Below are 19647 nucleotides of genomic sequence, written 5' to 3' on the forward strand. Positions count from 1 at the left end.
AATTAAAAGGCTACAATACCGCTTTAGGGTATGAGCCTAGTACGCGCAAGTCTTTTACCAGAGGCTTGATATCAGCAACAGCAGCGCTCACGTTAGGGTCTTGAATATGACCATCCATATCGATAAAGAATACGTAAGCCCATTTATTAGGACGCTCAGGACGAGTCTCGATGCTAGTCATAGATACGCCGTGATACGACAAGGGCTTGAGGATCTCGATCAGTGCGCCAGCTTTATCATGCGCTGAGACGACGATAGAGGTTTTGTCTTGACCTGAGGGCGCAATCGCTTCATGACCGATAATCAAGAATCGCGTAGTATTGCTCGGATTGTCTTCGATATTTGAATATAGCTTATGCAAATCGTACTCTGCAGCCGCTACGTCCCCTGCAATAGCAGCCGAATGCCATTCGTTCTTGAGACGGCGCGCCGCCTCCCCATTACTTGAGACCGCTACCCGCTCAATATTAGGGAAATTAACATCAAGCCAATGACGACACTGTGCAAGGGACTGCTGATGTGAATAGATACGGCTTAAGCTATCAACCTTGGTGTGCTGAGCGACCAAAAAGTTCTGATGAATAGGCAGCTCAACTTCACCAATGATTTTGAGAGATGACGACAAAAACCCATCAAGCGTATGATTAACGACGCCCTCTGATGAGTTCTCAACAGGTACCACCCCATACATAGCCGTACCCGCCTCCACTTCGCGAAACACATCGGTAATCGTAGTCATCGGTACTGTATCAGCCGCTTTGCCAAAATGTTTGAGCGCGGCGGCATGCGTAAAGGTACCGACAGGTCCCAAGAAGGCAATACGCTGCGGTGCTTCTAGATCCAGACAAACCGACATAATCTCACGAAACAGGCGCGCCATCTTCTCGTCAGAGATAGGGCCTTCGTTACGCGCCATGACCGCTTTTAGGACTTGCGCCTCGCGCTCAGGACGATAAAAGATAGGATTGCGTATAGAGTCATCTTTGCTATTGGCGACGTGTTCTTTTTTGACCAAAGCCACTTGCTGGGCTAATCTGGCTCTGTTGTTAATGAGCGTATGAATCTGAGAGTCTACGGCATCAATGTTTTGACGCAGCTGAGTCAAAAACGCTTGCTCCGTTGCTGGCGTATCTGTTTGCTCTGGGTTATCTGGCTTTTGCTCTAGTGACTGCTCGCTCATACCGCCTATCCTTTTTAACTGTTATTTAGACCGCTATAATGTAGCACATCATCAGTATATTTAAAGCCATCTTATCGATTTATCGTGTTTATAAAACAAAAACGGTTTATTTTTAATGGTAGATAGGACTTGTCTAATCCTTTAAAAGCAGGATAAGACACTAAATCACAAACAGGCTGAAAAATCTTCATACATTAGATTTATATCAATACTTATGCTCATTGCCTGCGTCTCGTCTTGGTATCATTCGTTTTTATATTAGATAAATCCAAACCAAACTATGTTAAAGTTTGTTTGCTAATCATTCAACACGCAAGGATATTCAATGAGCGCATTACAACAGCTTCGCACGATGACCACTATTGTCGCTGACACAGGGGATTTGGCTGCTATTGCACGCCTGCGACCTCAGGATGCGACGACCAACCCAAGCCTAATCACCAAAGCCCTCATTCATCCTGACAATCAATCTATGCTGAGTGAAACGATGAGCCGCTATCATGGTGATGTCGATGCTGTCATTGATGCGCTTACTATCAAGATCGGCTGTAATATATTGGAACTCATTGAGGGACGAGTCTCCACTGAGGTCGATGCACGCCTGTCCTATGATACTCAGGCGACTATTGATAAAGCGCTTGCCTTTATGAATGCCTACCAGGACGCTGGCGTGGATTCTGAGCGCGTACTCATCAAAATGGCAGCGACCTGGCAAGGCATTGAGGCGGCGCGCTATCTTGAAACCCAAAATATTCACTGCAACTTAACTTTGCTCTTTGGTCAGCATCAAGCGATCGCTTGCGCCGACGCAGGGGTCACCCTCATCTCACCTTTTGTCGGTCGTATATTGGACTGGCAAAAACGCCAACAAAGCCGCCAGAACATTCCGCCTACTGATGATATGGGCGTACAATCTGTCAAGCTTATTTATCAGTATTACAAGCAGCATGGTTATGACACCCAAGTCATGGGAGCTAGCTTTCGCTCGGTCGAGCAGATACTTGCGCTAGCAGGTTGTGATCTGCTCACTATTGCGCCTGATCTTATCGACGAGCTTGAGGCTATGGACGTCGACGTCACTCGCAAGCTCTCACCAAGTATGGCAACAGAGTTGGCGGATATGCAAAAAATCAGTCTGACTCACGAAGCCTTTAATCATGAGTATCAACAGGATAAGATCACTCAAGACTTATTGCCTAAAGGCATAGACGGGTTTATCGCCGCGCGTGACGAGCTGGCAAAGGCGTTGGCGGGGATGCGTTAGGCTTTGGCGAGTTAACTCGTTAGTCGTTTAGACTCACTATTAAGTAAAAGTTATCAAGTAAAAGCAGCATTCTAAGCACTTAGAATGCTGCTTTTTTATACCTTTAAGATTACTATTCACTGTTATGACTAAATCTTTATGCCTTTAGGACCGTATAAACAGGTACAGGAAACTCGCCATGCAACTCTACCAAGTCGAGAAGTACCAAAGCGCCAACGACAGTATGCTCAGCGGATCGGCATAGCTCATAGGCGGTCGTGAGAGTGCCTCCTGTCGCCAAAATATCATCAACCAATAATACGCGCTCAGGCGGTAAGTTATTTTGCATCTCAAGCGTATCTTTACCGTACTCTAATGCATAGGCTTTATTTGCAACAGGTGGCGGCAATTTGCCAGGTTTACGCAGTAGTATCATGCCTTTGCCAAGACGGCCTGCCAGCAAGCTTGCAAATACAAAGCCGCGTGCCTCAACCGCACCTAAACAATCCACCTCATCCATAAGCCCCTCGGGCAAAGCTGCAAGCAGCGCATCGATGACATCATTTATGTGACTGCGCAGTAACGGCGTAATATCATAAAAATCGATACCTGCTTTTGGAAAATTAGGTACCGTTCTGATCACTTGCCAAAAGGGATGATCAATGTTTTTGGTGTTAGATATTGCAGTGGCGCTCATGGTGACCTCAATCTTAGATGACTGGTGAATAAAGGGATGGCATTCAATAATGGCTAAAAATACGGTTAAAAATAATGGGGGCAATCATAGCATAATGGATACTATTTTGAGGGGTGATGTTCAACATTAGACAATTATAGATATAAAAAGTGCTATATTTTTACTTGATTATGCTAGAGCAATCTCAATATACAAGTGTAAACTTAAACGTGCAAAGTCTGGTTATATGCTACACTACGGACGTTTTTATCGTACCTAAAGGTGCGTAATATCTCAGTATTAGTTGATAGGATAAAGTATGAAACGTTATGAATGTATAGTCTGTGGCTGGATATATGATGAAGAGCTAGGCTGTCCTGAAGAAGGTATCGCGCCAGGTACCAAATGGGAAGATATTCCAGAGGACTGGATATGTCCTGAGTGCGGCGTCGGCAAGCTTGACTTTGAGATGGCAGAATTTTAGGCCACTTGCGCAATAGGAAATATTATGACTTCAAATGATCTAGGTACTCATAGCCCCGCTAACAAGATCGAACACTATCCTAGTGATGAGTGGAAAAAGTTCGGTGAGCACAAGTGGCACCCCTCAGATCTGAGCGAGCATCTGTATCAAGCTATGATAGATATCGGTGACGGCATTGAGCTGTGTGTTGAAGCTGGCGGTAACCCTGCCAACCCACCACTACTGATGGTTATGGGTCTTGGCTCACAGATGATATTTTGGCCCGATGCTTTTATTAAGCGCCTTATTGATGCAGGATTATTCGTTATTCGTTTTGATAATCGTGATATCGGTCTATCTTCCAAAGTCCAAATCGATGGTCTGCCGCGTATCAGTCAGCTTAAGATGATGATGCGCTTGCAAACGGGACTCTCTAACAAAAGCGCGCAAGTGGCATATAACTTGACCGATATGGCAGAGGACACTGCCCGCTTGATCAAGGCTTTGCATCTAGGGAGTACGCATTTGATTGGCGCGTCTATGGGCGGAATGATCTCGCAAATTGTTGCCGCGCGTTATCCAAGCCTAGTGGACAAAGTGGCGCTCATGTTTACCACGACCAATCGCGCATTTTTGCGCCCGCCTAAGCCCAAGCAGTTATATACCTTGATTAATCGTCCTGAGAGCCATTCTGAGCGCGATATTGTGCGCCATAGCGTCTGGTTTATGAAAACCGTCGGCACGCCAGGACATATTAATGTGCGTCTCGTGCGTGAGATTGCTCAGTTGCGTTATCAGCGCAGCTTTCATCCGCTAGGCACGGTGCAGCAGCTTAACGCTATATTAGCCTCAGGCTCTATTGCTCGCTTTAGTAAGCAAATCAAAGCGCCAACCATTGTCATGCACGGCAGTGCTGATGGCCTTATTCCAGCCTCTCAAGGTCGCGTCGTTGCCAAGACTATTCCCAATGCCACCTTTCATCTCATTGAAGGCATGGGGCATGATATACCTGCCTATTATCAGCCTTATATGGTTGATCTGATTCGCAATCATTTACTCGGCTAACTTTTAATTACTGATTAACGATTGCTCACTAATAAGTGTTCAGCTAAAAAAAGAGTCGTTGCTGCTATTCATAACAATAGCCACGACTCTTTTTAAATTTGTCTTTTGAGTTCAAACAACAAATAGTATTGAGCGATTAACCACAGCTTACAATTTCACCCGTTGTATTGATACAGGTTTTTTGACCATCTGCCAATGTACCCACCCAAGCCGTACCTTCTTTAAATATAAAAGGTGAGACGCCTTGATAGGTGTCGTCATTACTTATGACACTATTATCAAAGTTAAAAGGTATGACAAGCTCGCCGCCTAAATTTAAAAAGCCCCATTTGTCATCGATACTGACCGCAGCCAAACCTTCAGAGAAAGGTCGTACGTCATCAAACGAATAGGTAATCATCACCACGTCGTTGTCATCAACAAAACCCCATTTACCGTTTTGTTGCTTGGCCTTTAACGTGGTAAATAGTGCAGGCACTACCGCTGGCGCATTCTCAGATCGGTTATTTGAAGCTTGCATCTCACGCTTTGCATTAGGATCTTGAGCGATGTTACCGTCTTTATCCAGCCAACTTATGGACTTGCCTTTACTTACGCGCGCAATACCGTTTTTGTAATTATCGATATGACTGATAGAGGATTTAAACGGTACAACCACTTGATTGGCGGTGGTAATCACGCCATAATCGCCGTTTCTTTTGACAACAATGCGTCCGTCTGATACCGCTCTTGCCCACTCTTGGTTGGAGCCGATGATATCGTACCTGGTCGGTATCGCCTCGCGCCCGCGCATATCGACGTAGCCGACTTTACTATTACGCTGTACAGGCATGAGACCTCCTGCTATCTTGGTGGCATCTACGCGCTGATACCCCATAAGATCAGCTACTTTTTTACCTTTTTTATCGAGTAAAGCGACTGGCGCACCAAAATCTTTTACCGCCAAGAAATAGCGACTATCAGCAGTGCAAGAAACATGCTTGTAGTAGCTCTTTGGTATCTTGCAACTGGCCGCTTGCGCGCTTGGAATAATAAAAACTGAACTCAGAATCATAGCGACGCTAAAGTATACTTTGGTAAGTGTAGCAGACGTCAGAACGGTAGATCTAAGAGCGGTAGATCTAAGTATGGTAGACCTAAGTATGAAAGATTTAAGTATGGCAGACAAAAGCACAGGCACAAATTTAGTAGATTGTAGTGTATTTAACTGAGTACTTTTAGTCATAGTAAAATCCATTATTTCACAATGCTCTCTTGTATGGTAAGACAGGCAGCCTAACAAATAGCTGCTCATGCACCAACCTGTGTTGAGTAAGCGTGTAACGCAAGCCCTTAGATCGTGTCACTATTTTGCTAAAGCTTAGCGCCTTTTAATCTATACTTATTAGAATACTAGATATCGCATTATATTCAATATAAAGAATACTTATTTTTAATCTTAGCAAGCTTTTACTTTAGAGCGTTTATACAAAGGATGATATACGGCGATGTCTACTACAAGCTCAGCATCCACCGGCCTTATTATTGGCTGCATTATTTTTGGCTTGGGTAGTCTGATTGTCGCTCACGTCGATATTGGCGGCTGGGCAATGTCGTTTTGGCGGCTTGCGATATCAGGTATTATCTTTACCCTGCTGGCCAAAATGACAGGCCAACGGCTACCGCGCGCCCGTTCTGCTATCGTTTTTGGGTTGTTATCAGGGGTATTTTTGGGCTTGGATCTAGCACTGTGGCACGAGAGTATCTATGCTGTTGGGCCTGGTATCTCAACCTTGCTCAATAGCTTACAGATTTTCTTTTTGGCAGCGATTGGGTTTTTGTATTTTAGTGAACGCCAGACAAGCTTACAGCTGATAAGTTTGTTTTTGGCGGTGCTTGGCGTGGCGATGATAGGGAGCCCAGAGTTTGCCAATAACACAGCCGCGACTTGGGGGTTTGTTACTGGCATCGTATCAGGCGCGATGCTGGCGGCGTCTATGACCTTTATCCGTAAGACTCATGATACCGAGCCCACACCGATATTTGTTTTGATGCAACTGATTAGTATTGGCGGCGTGCTGGCAATGATCATACCTATGCTGATATTTGACGCCGGTCACATTATGCCAAACTCGTGGTCTGATATTGGCTGGATACTGGTGTATGGCGCGGTAATGCAATGCTTGGCTTGGGGACTTATAGCCTACTCTATCCCCAAGTTGTCGCTTGCGGTTACAGGCTTGCTGTTGTTGACTGAACCTATCGCAGCTTTGATAATAGACTACAGCTGGCTTGGCAAATCCATTAACACGCTGCAATGGAGCGGCGCGTTACTTACGATGCTAGCGATATATTTAGGATCGCTCAAACCTAAGCCGCGCGCCCTGCGTCGTTATCGATTTTTTGCAAGATTTTATAAGCACAAACCATAATTAAGCTATTTATTATGGCAACTAGCTTTTTTTCAGATTGAATAAAGCATTAAGCACGATAGCAGCTAGCGTTGCCGTACCGATACCGCCCAAGTCAAACTCACCTAACTTTAAACCAAAGTTACCTGCGCCCATAATAACAGTAACTGCAGCAATGATTAAGTTGCTGTTTTTGCTAAAATCAATATGGTTGTCGATCCAAATTTTCGCGCCAGCGATGGTGATGAGACCAAAGACAACAATAGACGCACCGCCCAGTAGTGCTGGCGGAATCGTCTGAATCACTGCGCCAAATTTGGGTGAGAGTCCAAGCATGATAGCGACTAAGCCTGCGATGACAAAGATAGTCGTGCTATAAACCTTGGTCACTGCCATCACGCCGATGTTCTCGGCATAAGTGGTCACTCCTGTACCGCCAAAGCCTGCTGAGAATGTAGTCGCTAAGCCATCAGCGAGAAAAGCGCGGCCCATATAAGGCGTTACGCGCGCTTTGGTCATGCCCTCGACTGCTTTAAAATGTCCTAAGTTTTCGGCGATTAAGATAAAAGCAACAGGGGCAATCAAGATAATAGCGCTAAGCTCAAAGCGCGGTGTGTAGATCGTAGGCAATCCGAACCAAGCGGCACTTTGAATACTACTAAAGTCGATGGGCGTACCAAAGCCTAAGATATTAGTCATCACAAAGTAGGCAATATAAGACAATATCAAACCGACTAAGAGCAGCAAGCGTCTAAGCATACCGCTGGTAAATACGGCTACCGCACTAATAAGTAGGACGGTAAGCGTTGCCATCCAAGCATCAAATTGATTGCTTGAGACGCCTTGAATGGTCACAGGCGCAAGGTTGAGACCGATGATCATAACGATAGCGCCCGTCACAATAGGCGGCATCAAACTCTCAATCCAGCCCGTACCTGTCTTCATGACGAGCAAACCTACCAAGGAGTAGATAATACCGCACACCATGATGCCGCCTAAGGCCACATCCAGACCACTATTGAAGCCCATACCTGCATACGCAGTCACTGCAATGACAGGGCCAATAAAGGCAAAGCTTGAACCCAAATAGCTGGGCATACGCCCGCCTGTAATGATAAAGAACATCACTGTACAGATACCGGACATCAAGATAGCAAGGTTGGCATCAAAACCCATAAGCAGTGGCGCAAGTACAGTCGCACCAAACATAGCAAAGGTATGTTGAATACCAAGTAGCACGCTTTTGGACGGCGGCAAGTACTCGTTGATACCGACGGGATCGACATCTAAGTTGCCTTTATACGCGCGCCACGTAGGAAACCAGCGACCATTATCAAAGTCTGGATTGTCTATTAATTGCATGGCTTTAGGATCGATACCAGCAGCCGTTAAAGCATTCGGTTTGTTAGAGGCAGAAGAAGGCTCTGATGGCAAGGTCATGCGCTAGTCCTAATAATAGTTGGATGGAAAGTCGCTCGGTATTTATGGTTAGCTCTTAAAACTACTGATCCTCTAAACTTTGAGGCATCTACTGTAGCAATAGGACGAACGACTGCTTTATAATAATCGTCAACAACAAATGGTTTTGAGGATAAAAACTATTTGTTAATAAAGTCCAATTTCACTGGTCGTGTACTACGAGTTGTGTTTAACTGACATCAGTTTTGATACTTACAATAAGCAGTACTGTGCAGATTTTACAGCTGTTAAGTTTACAGAATGTTACATAGTGCAAGATGCTCAGCATCATAGCGGAAATAGTGTATAAATAAAAGATTTTGCTGCATAAAAGTATGAACTCACTCCACCTTCTTAAGTCATGGTAACTTTATGATTAGCGTATTTGATTTATTTAAAATAGGTATTGGCCCTTCAAGCTCACATACCGTCGGCCCAATGATTGCGGCTAACTTATTTTTATCGTCACTATCCAAGCAGGCAAGCATTAGTGACATCAAATCAGTAGAGATCGAACTATACGGATCGCTTGCAGCAACAGGCAAAGGTCATGCGACAGATACTGCTATACTCTTAGGCTTGTTGGGTCATACGCCAAGCACGATAGATACGCGCCTCACTGACCATTATCTCTCTGCTATTTTAGATGAGCTAAAGCTTAATCTACTAGGCGTACATACTGTCAGTTTTGATGCACAGCGCGACATTCACTGGTTTGATGACACTGTATTGCCCTATCATCCAAACGCGCTTACCTTGCGTGCTCATTTGATGGACGGCACGCACTATCAGCAGACGTACTACTCTATCGGTGGCGGGTTTGTCATCAATGATGAAGATGCCACCAACCCCGATGAGGATCATGCCAGCCCCACTATCGATGATATTCCTTATCCCTTTAACAATGCCGCAGAATTACTTGAGCAATGTAATCAGCACCAATTGAGTGTCAGCGAATTGGTACTGGCAAACGAGTGTCACTATCGCAGCTTGGACGAGGTCTACGCTTATTTAGATGATATTTGGAACGTGATGCAGCGCTGCGTTGAGCAAGGTTGTCAAAATAGCGGTATCTTGCCAGGAGGACTGCAAGTCAAACGCCGAGCGCAGGCTTTGTATTTGCAGTTGTGCGCAGAAAAAGATCAGCCCATTGCCAAGAGCGACAAGCTTGCGGCAATGGACTGGGTTGATTTGTACGCTTTGGCTGTCAATGAAGAAAACGCTAATGGCGGCAATGTGGTCACTGCGCCAACCAATGGTGCAGCAGGTATAATCCCTGCGGTTATGCACTATTACCGTGATTTTTTGCAGAGCTACAATCATGACGGCGTGCGCAAGTTTTTACTCAATGCAACCGCTATTGGTAGCCTTATTAAACAAAACGCCTCCATCTCTGGCGCTGAGGTTGGTTGTCAAGGTGAGGTTGGTTCCGCCTGTGCTATGGCAGCATCTGCCTTAGCTGAGATTATGGGTGGCTCCCCTGCCCAATGCTTAAACGCCGCTGAGATCGGCATTGAACACAACCTAGGTCTAACCTGCGATCCTATTGGCGGTTTGGTGCAAGTGCCCTGCATTGAGCGCAATGCAATGGGTGCCATCAAAGCTATCAACGCCGCTCGCCTTGCCTGCCGCGGTGATGGGCAACATATGGTATCGCTAGATAAAGCGATTGAAACCATGAAACAAACGGGCGAAGATATGTCTGATAAATACAAAGAGACCGCGCGCGGCGGCCTAGCAGTATATGCAGATAACCGTATACCAACGGCAACTCACGGTGTCAGTGTTAACTACAGTCAGTGTTAATGTAATTAGTGCTAAGTAAGTCACATCATCTTGCACGGATCAAAACATAAAAAACCGCTAACTCAGTAGCGGTTTTTTTGTCTTAGTTTGAACTAAATACTAGACTTACTCTGGTGTTTTAGAGATTACATCGTTCAATAACCATACTGGCTTAACTAGGCCTGAAGCTTCATCAGCAACCGCTTCTTGACGGACATCTAACACGTAGCGGTAGTTTGGCTCATAAGTGAACCCTTGGATATCACCGCTTAAGTTAGTAAAGTTCTTTTGGTAAGTATGACGATACTGCAAGCAAGTTGATTGTACCTTTGTGCCATCAGTAGCAGTCAATTCACAAACGGCTTTACGCGGCGCAACTTCTACTTGAAAGCTTTTGATGTTAACGACTTTAACATCCATAGCTTGACCTTCTACGACCATAGTACGCTGGTCATCTAAGCCCATGCTCGAACAACCTGCAAGTGCAAAAGTGGTCATCAATGCTGCTATAGCTAATTTTTTCATTAGTGTATCCTCATACAATTATTATCAAATTTTTAGTATTAATTATCGATATCGTTAGAGCGAAGTTAGTCTAACGATATCGATAATTTTTTATAGTAGTAAGGACACTCGGTTACATCATTTGAACTATAGTTTTTTGAACGACAATAGATCAACATGTATTTAGTGAGTGTCCTTATGAATACTTCGCTCAGTATAGAGGCTTTAAAACCTTATCTTCTATGACTGCTTTGTAATTAAACGTCAGTATTTGCAACTGATATCACTCATGTCAGATAATCTAAGACGCACTAACTACGATAGTCTGCATTTATCTTGACGTAATCATAAGATAAATCACAAGTATAGACGGTATCTGTCGCCGACCCTCGCGCCAAATCGATATGAATGGTAATCTCAGCACGCTTCATAACCTCCTTACCTGCGTCTTCTGTATAGTCTGGAGCCACGCCACCATTTTGACAGATCATAATGTCGTCCAAATAAACATCCACATGCTCAGTATCCAAATCATCGATACCCGCGTAGCCGACTGCCGCTAGGATACGACCCCAATTGGCGTCGCTTGCAAAGAATGCCGTTTTCACGAGTGGCGAGTGAGCAACGGCGTACGCAACGTCGCAGCACTCTTGCGTAGTTTTGCCGCCAGTGACCTTAACCGTCATAAATTTAGTCGCGCCCTCACCATCTCGGACGATCAGCTGCGCTAAGCGCAAAAACACTTCGGTAAGCGTATCAACCAAAGGCTGATAATGCGCGTGATCAGAGCTATCTATAATCTCTGAGCTGGCCGTGCCCGTTGCAATCAGCACGCAGCAATCATTGGTCGACATATCGCCATCGACAGTAATGCGATTAAAGGATTGATCATTAATAGTGACTAATATCTCTTGCAATAAATCGGCGGCGATATTGGCATCAGTTGCTACAAATCCAAGCATGGTCGCCATATTAGGACGTATCATACCTGAGCCTTTTGAGATACCTGTGACATGATAGCGCGCGCCGTCGACCTCGATTTTTTGACTAGCAAGCTTAGGAATGGTATCTGTAGTACGTATACCATTAGCCGCAGCGAGCCAGTTATCAGATCCAAGCGCCTCTATTGCAGCGTCAAGTCCAGTAATGACGGCATCGCTATTGAGCGGCTCGCCAATGACCCCTGTTGAGAATGGCAATATCGTGTGAGTATCGACACTAGTTTTGTTTGCCAAAGCTCTGCAGATATCTTTGGCGCGGCGGATACCATCAGCACCAGTACCCGCGTTAGCATTGCCAGTGTTGGTGATTAGGTACCGCGGACTGCTATGAGCAAAGTGCTCACGTAGAACGCGTACGGGCGCGGCGCAAAAGGTGTTTTTGGTGGTCACTACTGCTGTCGTTGCCGCTTCATTGATTTTTATGATGACTAAATCATCGCGGTCTTTGTAGCGCACGCCAGCTGCCGTTGCACTCAAGGTAATGCCGTCAATAGCATAAATAGTATCAGGTATAGTTATATCGCCAACAGCCATGGCAGTCTCCTTTTTATATGAATAATCTAATTGTCTTTACTTAAATCAAATACCGACCAAATAGGCGCGTGGTCAGAGGGTTTTTCCATAGCGCGTAGCTCATAGCTGATGCCAGCATCTACGCAGTGCTCGACCAAATCGGGTGTGCACAAAATATGATCGATACGCATACCGCGTTTGGGCTCATCATTAAAGCCGCGACTACGATAATCAAACCAGCTATAAAAATCTGTGCTATCTGGGTAATGCAAACGATAAGTGTCGATCAGCTCACACGCCATCAACCTCTCGTACCATTCGCGCTCCTCTGGCAAAAATGAGGTTTTGCCTTGTTTTAGCCAGCGTTTCATACTAGCCTCACCGATACCAATATCGATATCCTCTGGTGCAATATTCATATCCCCCATAACGATCATCGTACGCCCCTCACTTTTTAAGGTAACGATGTAATCGATGAGATCGGCGTAATAAGCACGTTTCATCGGAAACTTAGTAGGATGATCTCGGCTCTCTCCTTGCGGAAAATAGCCATTTAATACATCAATCTCACGACCTTGTATTACGTAGCGCGCATGAATAAAGCGTTTTTGATCCTCTTCGCTTTCGTGCGCAAATCCCTTTTGTACAAATATCGGCGCAACTTTTGAGAGCAGCGCAACGCCGTAATGCGCTTTTTGACCAAAGTATTCTACGTGGTAGCCCAAACCTTCTACGTTTTTTAGTGGAAACTGCTCATCGTGGACTTTGGTCTCTTGTAATCCTATGACATCAGGATCGATGACGGCTTGTAATGCCTCTAACTGATGTTGACGGGCGCGAATACCATTGATATTAAAGCTAACAAAACGGGTCATACTTTATCCTATATAAATAGTGAGGCGATATATCAGCCAGATAACTTACTCACCTATCTGGCCAACTCAAATACTGTCCGTATCATAACAGAATTGCGCGCCGCTATCTGTTGCACGCCTCTATTAGGTAGGCTAAAGTAGCTATATTAATCAAACTATACATAGAGAACTTTATGAGCAAAACTGAAAATATAGTAGCCTCTAATAATGATAAAGCGTTACTTAAGCCTTTATTTGCCACCGACTATCATATCTATATCAATCATACTGACGCCGGCGGCATCGTTTATCATGCCAATCATTTGGTGTTCTTTGAGAACTGTCGCCGTGATTGGTTTACCAAAATAGGTATCAATGGCTATTTTTTGCAAAATGATAGCGGACAAGTGCAGCACTTCGTGGTTAGTCAAGCGGCGCTTAATTACCGCCAAGCGATATATTTAGACGAGATCATCGATGTGCGCATTGATAAAGTCGAGCTAAAACCTGCCAGTATTATTTTTTATCAAAGTATCTATCGCGCAAAGAGCAATACGCTGTTGAGTAGTGCCAAAATTGTTATTGCTTGCGTGCAAAATCAGTTGAGCACTAGCGCTGCGACTTCTACAAAAGCTGATACCAACGCAGTGACTCCAGTTGCCAATGTCACCTCTATACGACCAGTACGCGTGCCAAAAAGTCTTTGCCTGGTAATAGATAAAGCAATAGACGCTCATAAAGCTAATAGCTAGCTTATATATCGTGCGTATCGCGTTTGAATAGACACTGCAGGACTACTTTTTTTAAATAGGACTACTTGACATAAATAGTCCTTTTTTATGTTTGTCTCTGAGCTCAACATCCTTCTGATAAGCAATCTGCTTAATGGTTTATCTCGTACCCTACTTAGGATATTTTTAATATCTAAAAATAATAGACTTATGTTTATAAAATTTAGGTTTATACTTTTATTTAATAAAGCTTTTAAGATATATTTAAGTTGTAAAATATATATCTGATGCAGTTTATCCTTAAATAATAACCGTTTATCCGAATATTATTGCTTCACAAAAAAAATTTATTATCAAATTAAAATTTAAACCAAACAGTGCTAATATAGTTTTACTTGTGCAATTGCTGTTATGTTAATTTGTTGCTCAAGTATGTCTTTGTATTGCTTAGTTTTTTGAACACTTGTATGCCAATCAAGACGACTCATCCTTAAAACATTCAATACCAATCACATTTAAAGGACACTGATTATGACAGTGAACAAACCTTGGCTGGCACAATATCCTAGCAATGTACCCAAAACCATAGATCCTGACCAATATAGCAGTCTTATTGAGCTTTATGAGGAGTGCTTTGCACGCTTTCGCTTGCATCCTATCAGTGTTTGCATGGGCGTGACGCATACTTATGGCGATATCGATGATACCTCGCAAGCGGTCGCTGGATGGTTGCAGGCGCAGGGCTTACCACAAGGATCTGTAGTCGCTTTGATGATGCCAAACGTACCACAATATCTGCCTATTATGATCGGGATACTGCGCGCAGGCTATGTCTGTACACCGATTAATCCTCTGTACACAGGTCGTGAGCTGCGTCATCAGCTTAATGATTCTGGTGCCAAAACGATATTTATCGTCGAAAATTTCGCTCAAGCACTAGAACAAGTCGTTGAAGAGACCCCTATCAAGCACATCGTCTTATCTAAGATGGGCGATATGATGGGCTTAAAGGGTATGCTAGTAAATACCATCATTCGCCGTGTCAAGCGCTTGGTACCTAAGTACAAGCTTAATGATCCAAAACGCGAAGTGACTAAGTTCCCTGATGTGCTACGACGCGGCAAAAACCTACCGCTACAAAAGCCAAAGATGACGCTTGAGCAAAAAGCCTTTTTGCAATATACCGGTGGTACGACTGGATTGTCTAAAGGCGCGATTTTGTCACAGCGCAATGTGGTTGCTGCCGCTTTGCAGTCTGAGGCATGGACACGACCTATCACCTCAGAGATTGATGAGGTATATATCAATATGGTGATGGCACTGCCGCTCTATCATATCTTTGCCTTTATGCTAAGTCTGCTTGCCATGCGCTCAGGCTACACCTTTATATTGGTGCCTAACCCGCGTGATATTCCAGGGTTTGTCAAAACCTTATCCAAACAACCCTTCCATGTATTCCCTGCGGTCAATACTTTGTTCAAAGGATTACTGGATAACCCTAATTTTAGTCAACTAGATTTTAGCTCACTTCGTATCTCACAAGCAGGGGGTATGGCAGCCACTCAGCAGACAGCAGCGCGCTGGCTTGAGGTGACAGGGTGTGCGATGATTGAGGGCTGGGGCATGACTGAAGGCGTTGCCGCAGGTACTGCTAATATCGTCACTGATCGCAAATTCAACGGCACCATTGGTCTACCTGTTCCGAGTATGGATGTCATCGTCATCGATGAAGAGGGCAATCGCGTAGGCGTCAATGAGCCAGGTGAGATGTGCATCAAAGGCCCTAACGTCACAGCAGGATACTTAAATAAAGACTCCAGTGAAGCCTTTACTAAAGACGGTTACTTCCGTACAGGCGATATTGTGAGTATGGATGATAGAGGGTACTTCAACCTACTTGATCGCAAAAAAGATATGATCTTGGTTTCAGGATTCAATGTATTTCCGAACGAAGTTGAATCTGTCATGCTAGATTGTGATGGTGTCGTAGACTGCGCAGTAATAGGTATCCCTGATGAGCGTCAGGGTGAAGCGGTCAAAATCTACGTGATAAGAGCAGATGCAAATGTGACCAAAGACGTTGTTAAAGACTTTGCGCTAGATAATTTAACAGGGTATAAATGTCCTCGTTATATCGAATTCGTTGATGAGCTACCTAAGAGTAACGTCGGTAAGGTACTGCGCCAAAAGTTACGTGAAAAGCATATGGCAGATCATCCCCAGCTTTGAGCTGTCGATACTTTGAACCTCTAGTGGCTTACGCGTTATATCACAAAAAAGCACCTTACAATCTTGTAAGGTGCTTTATTTATGAGCAATATAAATTAGCTTGCTTTGGTAATCAAACTCAAAGGTAGGTATTTCATTGCAGGGCTTACAATAGACCAAGGTAAGCTTGGCACGCAGGCTTGCGCAACACCAGATTCTATAGCAGCGACGATAGCTTTAGTGCCCTTGTTAGCACTGACCTCAAAAGGTAATGGCTTAGCATTTTCATTAATCTCAGTACGTATATAACCTGGAAAGATAGTAGAGACTTTGATAGGGAGTTTTTCAAGTATCATATCAGCGCGAATACCTTCGGCCAAATGCGCAATGCCAGCTTTACTTGCACCATAAGTCGTCATGTGTTTTGGTAAACCGCGCATGGCGGACATGCTCGATATAACTACCAGATGACCATGGTTTTGTTTGCGAAAAATCTTCATGCCTGCTTCACACTGCGCTAATGCTGATATAAAGTTGATCTCAGCGGTGCGCCTGTTGATACTAAAGCGACCTTTTCCGATGCGGCGACTCTCACCAATCCCTGCGTTCACCACTACCCGATCTATAGTGCCAAAATCGGCGACGAACTCATCAAACACTGTAAATATAGCGCTATAGTCGGTCACATCTAATCCCCGATACTCGACACGAATATCAGGATATTTGGATAAAATATCTGTTTTTAGCTGCTCCAAACGACTAGTGCGGCGCGCGCAAATGGCTAAGTTATAACCTAATCTGGCAAATAACCATGCCATACCCTCACCAAGTCCTGAGCTGGCACCTGTAACCAGAACTGTCTTGCCCTGTCCTACTTGCTGCTGGTTTAATCGGGCAAGATAACGCCCAGGTTTGATCGCACTAACTAATTGCGCTTTACGGTTCTTGGCCGTTTGCGTCATTAAATTTACCAATTTACTTTGCATAGATAGCTCCTTGTATATCAGTAGCAATGTAACACTTAATCGCAGTCTTTATGCGTCAAAGTATACGGCTAAAACACAATAGTATAGTATGCCTGCGTAGATAATTGAACGGCAATTGTGTATAGCAGACTAGAGGCTTAGGGTCTGTTGAACATTCAAATATTAGGACTGCTGATAGCTAAAATTGCACCAAACTAGGCGTAAACCGAAGATAATGTCTAGACATTAGCTAGATTTACAACACCGTTTGGGGTGATTTTAGCATCAGCCTTTCAGGGCGAGGCTATTTTTTGCCAATACATGGCGAAGTTATCTAACCTAGAATGACTAGGCCGCAAGAATTTCACTGCGTATTGCCTAAAAAATAGCGCCCGCCAGTTCCACATTTGAATGTTCAACAGACCCTAGTGTATTTAAATTAACAAACCCTTAAAGCCAATCCCTAGCGCCATGTCACAAAACGCTCACCACCTGCAAACAGGTGACTGTGCTCATTCAAAGACAATAGACGTGTGCCACCTTTGTTCATAGTAATAGCGGTAACACCTGTGTTGATAAGCTTTCTGTTTAGGGTATAAGCAAGCGGACTGCCCTGCTCTAGCAATTGCGCGCTTATCGCTGCGATGACGCCGCCTGAGGTGAAAACCAGCACGGTACTATCATGACCCAAATCAGCTCGCTGCGTTATTTGAGTCCGAATAGTGTCAAGTCCACTTTGTGCACGCTTGTTGAACTGAGTCCAGCTTTCGATATAGTCACTATCATTGTCGCCAGCATGCCAGTGCTGCATAGCCTCGTCAAATAGCTCTGCTAGGCGTACGTTGGGCACTTTTGCCTTAGCAATCTCTGTCGCTATAGTACCTGGATTGCCAAATGCGCTATTGGATTTTATAAACACGTCTCTATGATTGAATTCATTAAATACCGGCAATACTGAGCTATCTGGCGTTTGCCTATCAAAGATATGGTTTGATAGGGTTGTATCACTTTGAGTAAATGAGTCCTTATAATACGACCAAAAGTGCTCGGCGGACTCTTTTTGCCGTACTAAGCTGCCACTAAAAATCGCATCAATACGGCGCTGAGTCGCTCCATAATGCGCGCCTAATAGCTGAGCTTGCCTGATGCCAAGCTCTGAGAGTTTATCGTAATTTTCTTGTCCAAATGATGCCTGTCCGTGGCGGGCGAGCAAAATAGTTGTCATTGTGGTAGTGCCTTTATAGTTTATTCAATTAAGTTTGATAAATAAAAACCAGTGAACTAGGCCTAGCTCGCTGGTTTGTTACCTTAAATTTGAGCCATTAGCTATCAATAGATTTATCAGATGCCGACTCAAAATAGCCTTTGGGCAACACGCTTTTGACGACTTTTTGTATGGGCGCTGGTAGTTGCTCTACCATTGCTGCATCGACGCCGATCTCTTGCAAATGCGGTTGTACGCGGCGGGTAAATAGTGCCTCACCCTCATACTTAGCAATGAGCTTAAGGCATTTAGCATGCAATACATGAACGATAATCCAAAAATTCTTAAAGGCAGGATTTTTGGTTTGTTTATGATAGTAGCGATAATAAATCTGCTGAACGATACCCGCTAGGCGAAATAATCCAAACACTTCATAAAATGTCCAGTTATCGACCTCAAGACCCGTTTGCTTAAGATAGTAATCGACCACCTCATCACGAGTCATCATGCCTTTTAGATGGGTCGGCTGACGGCGCGACTGCTGCATGATCATGTTGTCATCGGCCTCAATCCAGTACGCTAGCGCACTCCCTAGATCCATTAGCGGATCGCCAAGGGTTGCCATCTCCCAATCGAGCACGCCAATGACTTCAGTAGGATTGTCCGCATTTAAAATAACATTATCAAAGCGCCAGTCATTGTGAATCACGCATGTCTTGCTATCACTTGGCGTATGAGTGGTCAACCATTGACGCACTAAGGCAAAGCTTGGTACATTCGGCGTTTTCGCTTTGATATAGCGCTTGTTCCAACCGCTTACTTGACGCTCGCAGTACCCCTCACCGCGACCTAACTTAACTAGGTCAGGATGCTCTGCGTAGTCCACTTGATGCAGCTCAACGAGTGCGTCTATGACATTGGTACACAGCGCGCGCGTTTGCAACTTGTCAAGCTCAATTCCCTTTGGCAGATTAGCGCGTGGAATAATACCCTCCATACGCTCCATCACATAAAAGTCGGCACCGATGATGTCCTCGTCGGTACATAGCGCGACCATCTTTGGAACATAAGGATAGGCATCCTTGAGCGCCTTTTGCACCGTGTACTCGCGTACCATATCATGAGCAGATTTGGCTTTGGTGCCCTTGGGTGGACGACGCAGGATTAGATCCTGATTGTCATACTCTAAGCGATAGGTCCAATTCGACGCGCCCCCTGAGAACTGAGTCACGACAGGTGAGCCTTTAATATCAACGCCTTGATTGCGTAGCCATATACTGACCGCTGCTGTATCTAACTCTTCACCATCACGAATCTGACCGCCTTGGTCTAAAACCTTTTGATCTACAGCCTTGTCGCCACTTGGCAGATTGCCTTTATTATTAGTCGCCATATATTTGTCCTTGT

Annotated in this window: 17 protein-coding genes; 7 read left to right on the forward strand and 10 right to left on the reverse strand. The window is 44.5% G+C overall.

Going from position 1 to position 19647, the window contains the following annotated elements:
- Nucleotides 1-10: 10 nt before the first annotated feature.
- Nucleotides 11-1180 carry a prephenate dehydratase gene (pheA, locus tag ACR64J_RS06805; RefSeq protein WP_435948974.1) on the reverse strand — a complete coding sequence of 390 codons (1170 nt, stop codon included), beginning with the start codon at nt 1178-1180 and terminating at the stop codon, nt 11-13.
- 325 nt (nt 1181-1505) lie between these two features.
- Here pheA and ACR64J_RS06810 point away from each other — a divergent pair, with 325 nt between their 5' ends.
- A complete protein-coding gene (locus ACR64J_RS06810; RefSeq protein WP_435948975.1) occupies nt 1506-2444 on the forward strand; it encodes a transaldolase in 939 nt (312 codons plus the stop codon).
- A gap of 136 nt (nt 2445-2580) precedes the next feature.
- Here ACR64J_RS06810 and ACR64J_RS06815 read toward each other — a convergent pair whose 3' ends face one another.
- Nucleotides 2581-3120, reverse strand: coding sequence for an adenine phosphoribosyltransferase (locus ACR64J_RS06815; RefSeq protein ID WP_317198873.1), 540 nt, complete (start codon nt 3118-3120; stop codon nt 2581-2583).
- Between the two features lie 298 nt (nt 3121-3418).
- On the opposite strand from ACR64J_RS06815, the gene ACR64J_RS06820 reads away from it, so the two are divergent.
- Together ACR64J_RS06820 and ACR64J_RS06825 are read left to right on the forward strand one after the other, a co-directional pair.
- Nucleotides 3419-3583 (forward strand): rubredoxin, encoded by a 165-nt coding sequence (locus ACR64J_RS06820; protein ID WP_317198874.1) that lies wholly within the window; start codon nt 3419-3421, stop codon nt 3581-3583.
- 24 nt (nt 3584-3607) lie between these two features.
- Nucleotides 3608-4627, forward strand: coding sequence for an alpha/beta fold hydrolase (locus tag ACR64J_RS06825; RefSeq protein WP_435948976.1), 1020 nt, complete (start codon nt 3608-3610; stop codon nt 4625-4627).
- A 136-nt stretch (nt 4628-4763) separates the two neighbouring features.
- Here the strand turns inward: ACR64J_RS06825 and ACR64J_RS06830 are convergent, their stop codons facing one another.
- Nucleotides 4764-5681 carry a WG repeat-containing protein gene (locus ACR64J_RS06830; RefSeq protein WP_435948977.1) on the reverse strand — a complete coding sequence of 306 codons (918 nt, stop codon included), beginning with the start codon at nt 5679-5681 and terminating at the stop codon, nt 4764-4766.
- Nucleotides 5682-6114: 433 nt separating this feature from the next.
- Here ACR64J_RS06830 and ACR64J_RS06835 point away from each other — a divergent pair, with 433 nt between their 5' ends.
- Nucleotides 6115-7038: a DMT family transporter gene (locus ACR64J_RS06835; RefSeq protein WP_317198877.1), complete on the forward strand. Its 924-nt coding sequence runs from the start codon at nt 6115-6117 to the stop codon at nt 7036-7038.
- Nucleotides 7039-7059: 21 nt separating this feature from the next.
- On the opposite strand, the gene ACR64J_RS06840 is transcribed toward ACR64J_RS06835, so the two are convergent.
- Nucleotides 7060-8457, reverse strand: coding sequence for a solute carrier family 23 protein (locus tag ACR64J_RS06840; RefSeq protein ID WP_435948978.1), 1398 nt, complete (start codon nt 8455-8457; stop codon nt 7060-7062).
- Between the two features lie 390 nt (nt 8458-8847).
- Here ACR64J_RS06840 and ACR64J_RS06845 point away from each other — a divergent pair, with 390 nt between their 5' ends.
- On the forward strand, nt 8848-10281 hold the full coding sequence (locus tag ACR64J_RS06845) for an L-serine ammonia-lyase (RefSeq protein WP_435948979.1): 1434 nt from the start codon (nt 8848-8850) through the stop codon (nt 10279-10281).
- 105 nt (nt 10282-10386) lie between these two features.
- Here ACR64J_RS06845 and ACR64J_RS06850 read toward each other — a convergent pair whose 3' ends face one another.
- The 3 genes from ACR64J_RS06850 to xthA form a co-directional block, all read right to left on the reverse strand.
- Nucleotides 10387-10785, reverse strand: a complete 399-nt coding sequence (locus ACR64J_RS06850; protein WP_317198879.1) for a DUF4377 domain-containing protein — start codon at nt 10783-10785, stop codon at nt 10387-10389.
- Nucleotides 10786-11075: 290 nt separating this feature from the next.
- The gene (gene argJ, locus ACR64J_RS06855) at nt 11076-12299 is read right to left on the reverse strand and encodes a bifunctional glutamate N-acetyltransferase/amino-acid acetyltransferase ArgJ (RefSeq protein WP_435948980.1); all 1224 of its coding nucleotides are present in this window, start codon (nt 12297-12299) and stop codon (nt 11076-11078) included.
- A gap of 26 nt (nt 12300-12325) precedes the next feature.
- Nucleotides 12326-13153: an exodeoxyribonuclease III gene (gene xthA, locus ACR64J_RS06860; protein ID WP_435948981.1), complete on the reverse strand. Its 828-nt coding sequence runs from the start codon at nt 13151-13153 to the stop codon at nt 12326-12328.
- Nucleotides 13154-13326: 173 nt separating this feature from the next.
- Here xthA and ACR64J_RS06865 point away from each other — a divergent pair, with 173 nt between their 5' ends.
- Complete coding sequence (locus ACR64J_RS06865; protein WP_435948982.1) at nt 13327-13884, forward strand: thioesterase family protein; 558 nt, start codon at nt 13327-13329, stop codon at nt 13882-13884.
- Between the two features lie 510 nt (nt 13885-14394).
- Entirely contained in the window at nt 14395-16092 is a 1698-nt protein-coding gene (locus ACR64J_RS06870) for an AMP-binding protein (RefSeq protein WP_317198883.1), read from the forward strand.
- A 95-nt stretch (nt 16093-16187) separates the two neighbouring features.
- Here the strand turns inward: ACR64J_RS06870 and ACR64J_RS06875 are convergent, their stop codons facing one another.
- From ACR64J_RS06875 to ACR64J_RS06885, 3 genes are all read right to left on the reverse strand, one after another.
- Entirely contained in the window at nt 16188-17057 is an 870-nt protein-coding gene (locus ACR64J_RS06875) for an SDR family oxidoreductase (RefSeq protein WP_435948983.1), read from the reverse strand.
- Between the two features lie 442 nt (nt 17058-17499).
- Nucleotides 17500-18261 carry a histidine phosphatase family protein gene (locus ACR64J_RS06880; RefSeq protein WP_435948984.1) on the reverse strand — a complete coding sequence of 254 codons (762 nt, stop codon included), beginning with the start codon at nt 18259-18261 and terminating at the stop codon, nt 17500-17502.
- 97 nt (nt 18262-18358) lie between these two features.
- Entirely contained in the window at nt 18359-19633 is a 1275-nt protein-coding gene (locus tag ACR64J_RS06885) for a phosphotransferase family protein (protein WP_435948985.1), read from the reverse strand.
- Nucleotides 19634-19647: the final 14 nt, after the last annotated feature.

The organism is Psychrobacter sp. DM8 (assembly GCF_051307025.1).
Classification (GTDB): Bacteria; Pseudomonadota; Gammaproteobacteria; order Pseudomonadales; family Moraxellaceae; genus Psychrobacter.

Bases quoted from the DNA above. Each gene is read 5' to 3' on its own strand.
- pheA (WP_435948974.1), bottom strand. From the start codon at position 1,180: ATGAGCGAGCAGTCACTAGAGCAAAAGCCAGATAACCCAGAGCAAACA.
- ACR64J_RS06810 (WP_435948975.1), top strand. From the start codon at position 1,506: ATGAGCGCATTACAACAGCTTCGCACGATGACCACTATTGTCGCTGAC.
- ACR64J_RS06815 (WP_317198873.1), bottom strand. From the start codon at position 3,120: ATGAGCGCCACTGCAATATCTAACACCAAAAACATTGATCATCCCTTT.
- ACR64J_RS06820 (WP_317198874.1), top strand. From the start codon at position 3,419: ATGAAACGTTATGAATGTATAGTCTGTGGCTGGATATATGATGAAGAG.
- ACR64J_RS06825 (WP_435948976.1), top strand. From the start codon at position 3,608: ATGACTTCAAATGATCTAGGTACTCATAGCCCCGCTAACAAGATCGAA.
- ACR64J_RS06830 (WP_435948977.1), bottom strand. From the start codon at position 5,681: ATGATTCTGAGTTCAGTTTTTATTATTCCAAGCGCGCAAGCGGCCAGT.
- ACR64J_RS06835 (WP_317198877.1), top strand. From the start codon at position 6,115: ATGTCTACTACAAGCTCAGCATCCACCGGCCTTATTATTGGCTGCATT.
- ACR64J_RS06840 (WP_435948978.1), bottom strand. From the start codon at position 8,457: ATGACCTTGCCATCAGAGCCTTCTTCTGCCTCTAACAAACCGAATGCT.
- ACR64J_RS06845 (WP_435948979.1), top strand. From the start codon at position 8,848: ATGATTAGCGTATTTGATTTATTTAAAATAGGTATTGGCCCTTCAAGC.
- ACR64J_RS06850 (WP_317198879.1), bottom strand. From the start codon at position 10,785: ATGAAAAAATTAGCTATAGCAGCATTGATGACCACTTTTGCACTTGCA.
- argJ (WP_435948980.1), bottom strand. From the start codon at position 12,299: ATGGCTGTTGGCGATATAACTATACCTGATACTATTTATGCTATTGAC.
- xthA (WP_435948981.1), bottom strand. From the start codon at position 13,153: ATGACCCGTTTTGTTAGCTTTAATATCAATGGTATTCGCGCCCGTCAA.
- ACR64J_RS06865 (WP_435948982.1), top strand. From the start codon at position 13,327: ATGAGCAAAACTGAAAATATAGTAGCCTCTAATAATGATAAAGCGTTA.
- ACR64J_RS06870 (WP_317198883.1), top strand. From the start codon at position 14,395: ATGACAGTGAACAAACCTTGGCTGGCACAATATCCTAGCAATGTACCC.
- ACR64J_RS06875 (WP_435948983.1), bottom strand. From the start codon at position 17,057: ATGCAAAGTAAATTGGTAAATTTAATGACGCAAACGGCCAAGAACCGT.
- ACR64J_RS06880 (WP_435948984.1), bottom strand. From the start codon at position 18,261: ATGACAACTATTTTGCTCGCCCGCCACGGACAGGCATCATTTGGACAA.
- ACR64J_RS06885 (WP_435948985.1), bottom strand. From the start codon at position 19,633: ATGGCGACTAATAATAAAGGCAATCTGCCAAGTGGCGACAAGGCTGTA.